The sequence below is a fragment of the Pseudomonas sp. GM78 genome, assembly GCF_000282475.1.
GTDB lineage: Bacteria > Pseudomonadota > Gammaproteobacteria > Pseudomonadales > Pseudomonadaceae > Aquipseudomonas.
Window position 1 is genome coordinate 21,579 of record NZ_AKJF01000207.1, and the last position, 6,184, is coordinate 27,762.

General features: G+C 62.4%; 5 protein-coding genes. All 5 read left to right on the plus strand.

Annotation, left to right across the window (positions count from 1 at the left end; genetic code table 11):
- The first annotated feature begins 1 nt into the window (after window position 1).
- The 5 genes from PMI35_RS02755 (at window position 2) to PMI35_RS02735 (ending at window position 5,992) form a co-directional block, all read left to right on the plus strand.
- Entirely contained in the window at window positions 2-700 is a 699-nt protein-coding gene (locus PMI35_RS02755; RefSeq protein ID WP_008065677.1) for an ABC transporter permease, read from the plus strand.
- Window positions 697-1,671: a DMT family transporter gene (locus tag PMI35_RS02750; protein ID WP_008065679.1), complete on the plus strand. Its 975-nt coding sequence runs from the start codon at window positions 697-699 to the stop codon at window positions 1,669-1,671. Before PMI35_RS02755 ends, PMI35_RS02750 begins: the two co-directional genes overlap by 4 nt.
- Before the next feature lie 15 nt (window positions 1,672-1,686).
- Window positions 1,687-2,703, plus strand: a complete 1,017-nt coding sequence (locus PMI35_RS02745; protein ID WP_008065682.1) for a succinylglutamate desuccinylase/aspartoacylase domain-containing protein — start codon at window positions 1,687-1,689, stop codon at window positions 2,701-2,703.
- Window positions 2,704-2,815: 112 nt separating this feature from the next.
- Window positions 2,816-4,435 (plus strand): mechanosensitive ion channel family protein, encoded by a 1,620-nt coding sequence (locus PMI35_RS02740; RefSeq protein WP_008065684.1) that lies wholly within the window; start codon window positions 2,816-2,818, stop codon window positions 4,433-4,435.
- Between the two features lie 6 nt (window positions 4,436-4,441).
- A complete protein-coding gene (locus tag PMI35_RS02735; RefSeq protein WP_008065686.1) occupies window positions 4,442-5,992 on the plus strand; it encodes a sensor domain-containing diguanylate cyclase in 1,551 nt (516 codons plus the stop codon).
- The last annotated feature ends 192 nt before the right edge of the window (window positions 5,993-6,184 follow it).

The following is a 6,184-nucleotide window of genomic DNA, read 5'->3' on the forward strand; positions in this document are numbered from 1 at the left end:
AATGATTCCAGCGTGGATAGTTGAATACGCATCGCTGTTGGCCCGAGGGCTGCAAACGACCATCACAATCCTGTTGATCGCCAGTGTGTTCGGTTTTTTCCTGGCGGTGCTGGTGGCGCTGGCGCGGATCTCGAAGAACCGAGTCATCGCCAAGCTCAGCCTGTTTTATACCAGCGTGACCCGCGGTACCCCCTTGCTGATCCAGATCTACATCTTCTACTACGGCCTGGGCAGTCTGTTTGCGCAATTTCCACTGATTCGCGGCAGTTTTCTCTGGCCGTACCTGCGTGACGGCTACTGGTACATCGTGTTCGCCCTGGTGGTGTCGGTGGGGGCCTATGTCGGCGAAGTGATCCGCGGCGGCCTGCTGGCGGTGCCCAAAGGTGAAATGGAAGCGGCATCGGCGTTCGGCATGACCCCGCGCCAGGCCCTGTTGCGGGTGCGGTTGCCCCGGGCGCTGCGCTTGCTGTTGCCGACCCTGGCCGGGGAAACCGTGATGCTGCTCAAATCCACGGCCCTGGCCTCGACCATCGCGGTGATCGATCTGTTGGGCGCGGCCAACGTGGTGCGCGCGCAAACCTTGCAAGTGTATGAGCCGTTGCTGCTGGTGGCGGGTGTCTACGTGTGCCTGACATTCCTGATCGAGGCGCTTTTCGCCTTCGCCGAGCGTCGCGGCACCCCGGTTCGCAGGTCCGCATGATGAACAACACGCCATTGGTTGACCGCTCCTTGCAAGGCATTGGCCTGTGCACCCTGGGCTATGCGTTCCTGTCCTTGCAGGATGCTGGCATCAAGTGGCTGGTGGCCGATTATTCGGTGTTCACCATCCTGTTCTGGCGCGCCCTGGTGGTGGTGCTCGCCTGTTTGCTGATAGGCCGTTTGCAACTGGTGCGGCGTGCCTGGCGTTCGTCCAGCCGGCGCCTGCTGGTGGTGCGCGGCTTGCTGTCGATCGCGGCCTGGCTGCTGTATTACACGGCAGCCCGCGACCTGACCCTGGCGGAGATGACCACCCTGTATTTCTCGGCACCGATCATGGTCACGGTGCTGGCGACGGCGATACTCAAAGAGCGCGTCAACGGCTGGCAGTGGTTCACCCTGATCATCGGTTTCATCGGCGTGGTGATCGCCTGTCGCCCCACAGACATGGGCGATCCATTGCCGATTGTCCTGACCCTGCTGGCCGCGATGTGCTGGGCGTTCACCTATATCCAGTTGCGCCAGGTGGATGAGCAGACCTCGGTGCTGGAGCAGATGCTGATCACCAATGTGGTGTTTGTCATCTGCATGGCGCTGGCGTTGCCCTGGACCCACACCCCGGCACCGGTTCCGGCCTGGCTGGGCATGCTTGGCGCGGGACTGATGGGCGGCATTGGCCAGTTCCTGCTGTTCGCCAGTTTCCAGCGTGCCACCGCGACCGTGCTGGCGCCGTTCGAGTACACCGGGCTGATCTGGGCGTTCCTGCTGTCGAGCCTGATCTGGGGCACCCTGATGGATGTGTCGTTGATGATCGGCGCCGGCTTGATCGCGGTCAGCGGCACCCTGGCGATGATTTTCGGCCGGCACCCATCACAGGAGGTCGTCGGTGCCGAATGCTCGGTGTCGCAGCCCCTTTACCCCGAAGCGGCCGAGAGCAAGCCCGATCGCGGCCAGGCGGGTGTCGTCGATCAATGACAGGAGGACAAGCCCATGGCGCAGGATGTTTCGTTCAGCGTTCGCAACAACAATGGCGAACCGGTACAGGTCGGTGCCTGGCGCTTCGAGGGCGCCAGCGGCGGGCCGAAGGTGCACTTGCAGGCCGGGGTGCATGCCGATGAAATCGCCGGCATGCTGGTGCTGCACCTGTTGATGCAGCGCCTCGAGGTGGTCGAATCCCAGGGCCGGCTCAAAGGCTGCGTGACCGTGGTGCCACAGGCCAATCCGCTGGGCATCGGCCAGTTTCGCCAGGGGCGGATCCTGGGGCGTTTTCACGATGCCAGCGGGCAGAACTTCAACCGTGGCTTCGATCAGTCGGCCGCGATGCAGCGGACTTCGACCAACGTCCAGGAATGGCAACAGAAACTGGTGCAACTGGCGGCGCCGGCGGATGTGATGCTGGACCTGCACACGGATGACGAAGCGTTGCCCTACCTGTACGTGCACCGCAGTTTCTGGCCCCGTGGCCGTGAACTGGCAGCCGCACTGCAGATGGACGTGGCGATCATCTGGGATGACGGTGGCGATGGTTCGTTCGAGGAAACCATCATTGCGCCGTGGCTGCGCGACGGCACGACCGCGCACCGCATGGCCGCGACCCTGGAGCTGCGCGGGCAGGGTGACGTCAGCGACCGTTTCGCCGAGCAGGATGCCCAGGGGCTTTACGCCTGGCTCTGCGGTCATGGTGTCATCGACGATGACGTGTCGCCCGCCGACTGGCCCGTCGAGGCCGTGGAGATGGGCCACATGGAAACCATTATCGCGCCGCAACCCGGGGTGCTGATTTTCGAGAAGGAGTTGGGCGATGTCGTCGAACAGGGGCAGCGCTTCGCCCGCATCCTGCGCCGCCCGGGCGATCCGTCCTCTGAAGTGGTGCTGTATGCCGAGCAGACCGGGCGCCTGGTCACACGCTATCGGGATCGCCTGATCGCCCGGGGCATGGGCGTAGCGAAGTTCACCGGCAGTCGCCAGTCGCGACACTGGAGCGGCGGGTTGCTCGACCCCAACTGAGTCGACGCCGCGGCAATGGCCGATCACCGGCGTTCATGACAACCGCCCGTCGCTGGTCTACGCTGCGATACGTACCCCCTGTCCAGAACCCTGTGACGTAAGGAACCGATGCATGCGGAGCAGGTTGCTCGCCCCATTGATCGTCATTGTCGCAATGTGTTGGTCGGTACTGCTGTGGGCCGAGGACGTCACCCAGCCGCTGGAGGCTTCACCTGCGCCTGCGGAGCTGAAAATCGCCAATCGCAGCATCATGGTTTTCCGCGGTGCGGTGCTCGGTGAAGCGCCGCCAGTCCGGGTCAAACGTGCAAAAACAGTGATTAACGAAGCCCTGGATGAAGCGGACGATCTGCGCGTCAGCCTCGACTCCATTCAGGGCAGTTATCTGGTGCTGCTGGGCGCCAAGCGCGCTTTTATCGTTTCCCCCAAGGATGTCGATCCCACCGAGTTCGAATCGGTCAGGCAGGCGGCAGAAAGTGCTGCCGACAATCTGCGCCTGGTGGTGGCCGAAACCCAGGAAGCTCGCAACCTGCGGCTGATACTCAGGTCATTGTTGGTCGCTGCGCTGGCCACGGGTATCTATCTTGCGTTGCTCTGGGGCATGGCGTACCTGCGCCGTCGCCTGCTGAAAAAGCTGCCGGACCTGATGCAGCGGCACACTCAGGCGTTGAAAGTCGGACAGGTGCAGGTGATCGATGCCAACTACCTGTATCCGCTGGTCAGCCGTCTGCTGGGGATACTGCGCTGGCTGGTTGTGCTGCTGCTGACCTACGAATGGCTGGGTTTTGTCCTGTCTCGCTTTCCCTATACCCGGCCTTGGGGCGAAAGCCTCAACAACTACCTGTTGGAAGTCGCCGGTCATTTATTCCAGGGCATAATCGGCGCCATCCCCGGACTGGGCGTGGCACTGGCGATCTTCTTCATTGCCCGGGGTATCACGGTTTTCGCCCGGCGGATCCTGCGGCGCATGGCCACGCCCGGCACCTTCAGCTGGTTGAACCAGGAAACCCTGCAACCGACCCAACGCCTGACGTCACTGGCCATCTGGCTGTTCGCCCTGGCGATGGCCTATCCGTACCTGCCGGGTGCCGGTACCGATGCCTTCAAGGGTTTGTCGGTGCTGATCGGCCTGATGATTTCCCTGGGTGCCACCAGTGTGGTCGGGCAGGCGGCGTCCGGGTTGATCCTGACCTACACCCGAACCTTGCGCCCCGGCGAGTTCGTGCGCATTGGCGAATACGAAGGCACGGTGACTGAGCTGGGCATGTTCACCACGCGCATTCGCACAGGCCTTGGGGAAGTGCTGACGCTGCCCAATTCGATGATCACCGCCACCGTCACCAAGAACTATTCGCGCACCGTGCAAGGCCCCGGCTATGTGGTCGACACCGTGGTCACCATCGGCTACGACACGCCGTGGCGCCAGGTCGAAGCCATGCTGCTGGAAGCCGCCAGGCGCACCCCCGGGGTCCTCGCTGAACCGCCGCCGCAGGTGTTCCAGACAGCCCTGTCGGATTTCTATCCCGAGTATCGCCTGGTGGCCCAGGCCATCCCCAGCCAGCCACGCCCGCGCGCGGTGCTGTTGAGCATGCTGCACGCCAACATCCAGGATGTGTTCAACGAGTACGAGGTGCAGATCATGTCGCCGCACTATCTGGGCGATCCTGAGCATGAGAAGCGGGTGCCCAGGGACCAGTGGTATGCATCTCCGGCGCAGAAAACCGGGCAAACCTGAGTGAAATTGACTAAACGCCACCGTGCTTTCGCCGGCTTCATTCTCCTGGCCTTGGGCCTGATGGGCATGTCTGCGTTGCTGCTGCTCAAGTCCGAAACCCAGCGCCGGGAAACGCGCTTTTCCGAATACGTGCAGAATATCTCCGGCATCGTGCGCAATCAGCTCGATACCAACGAAGCGGTGCTTGCTGGTTTCTCGGCCTTTCTCCAGGCGGTCGACCAGAGCGACACCGAAGCGGCGGCGCGCTATGCCGCCGCGGTGATGGCGGCTTACCCGCATCTGTACATGCTCGAAGCTGCACGCGCGGTGCCGGTTGCCGAGCAGACGGCCTTCGAAGCACTGCTGCGCCGCACCTGGCGACCGGACTTCACACTCAAGGATTTCCCCACCCTTACCCAGCAACCGGCCCGGCACCAGGCATTTCTGCGCGAGACCTGGCCGGTGTTGTTCATGTATCCGGTGCTCACTGAGGCCAATGCGATCTACGGCGTCAGGCTGGAAACCGTCGGCTACCTGTCCCATGCGCTGGCCCGCACCTACAACAATCCAAAGCCTGTAGTATCGCCGGTGTTCACCATGTACGAGGGCGGCGAGGCGTTCATTCTGATGCAATCGGTCAGCCGGCCTGAACGGATGCGCGAGAGTTTGCGGCCGAATTTCTTCGGCAGCACCATGGTTGCCTTGCTGTTGGTCAGGACCGGGTCGCTGCTCGATGCGGTGATGCATGCGAACCTGGACCCGCGGGTGCACATCCGCGCGGTGCTGCAGACCGCTGCCGGGACTGAAAGCCATGTGTTTGCGACGGGGTCCGGGAAGACCGGTTTCGTCGATCGATTTTTCCTGCCGCTGCTCGAAGAGCGGGTCGAGATTCGCAGTGCGTCCCAGCCGATGACATTGCTGTTTGAACGGCAGTTGCGTTTTGCCGACGTCCTGAGCGGGCAGACCTTGTTGCTCCTGGTGCTGTTGGGCGCGGCGTTCGTGCTGATTCCGTTGCTGCTGATCCGGCATTTCAAGGCACTGGAGCAGGCAGAAGTCCAGCACCAGCGTTCAACCTATCTGGCCACCCACGATGTGCTCACCGATCTGCCCAACCGCTATCTGTTTGCCGATCGCTTCGAACAGGCACTGTCCCATTGGCAGCTCGAGCGGGTGCCGTTTGCCGTGCTGTTGATCGACCTGGATCATTTCAAGGACATCAACGACCATTACGGCCACGAGGTCGGCGACCAGGTCCTGCGGGCGCTGGCCAGTCGCATGCTGGGCGCCACGCGTGGGGAGGACACCGTTGCCCGTTACGGGGGCGATGAGTTCGTGGTGCTGGTGACTGACCTGGCCGATCCTGATAACGCCCAGCTCAAGGCGTCGAAGTTGCTGGAGGCGATCGGTCAGTCAATCATTACCAGCGCGGGGGAAATTTCACTTTCGTGCAGTATTGGCATCGCCCTGTGTCCGTTGCATGGGCAGACGCTCGATACTTTGCTCAGGGCGGCTGACCAGGCCATGTATGGGGTCAAGCAATTGGGGCGAAAGGGTATTGCCATGACCAAGGCCATGTAGGAGCAAAACTGTGGGAGCTGGCTTGCCAGCGATGGCGGCCTGACAGCCGACCTGGATTTTTGGTCGAAGTACATATCCTTTCCTGCGGCAACGGCCACCTAGGGTTTCGCCCTTACGGCGAGTCACTTGGAAAAGCCCCAAGTAACCAAGGGCTCTTGCCCCTGGCGTTCGGTGCCTCGCTAGGGCTCGGCA

Bases quoted from the DNA above. Each gene is read 5' to 3' on its own strand.
- PMI35_RS02750 (WP_008065679.1), top strand. From the start codon at position 697: ATGATGAACAACACGCCATTGGTTGACCGCTCCTTGCAAGGCATTGGC.
- PMI35_RS02740 (WP_008065684.1), top strand. From the start codon at position 2,816: ATGCGGAGCAGGTTGCTCGCCCCATTGATCGTCATTGTCGCAATGTGT.
- PMI35_RS02745 (WP_008065682.1), top strand. From the start codon at position 1,687: ATGGCGCAGGATGTTTCGTTCAGCGTTCGCAACAACAATGGCGAACCG.
- PMI35_RS02755 (WP_008065677.1), top strand. From the start codon at position 2: ATGATTCCAGCGTGGATAGTTGAATACGCATCGCTGTTGGCCCGAGGG.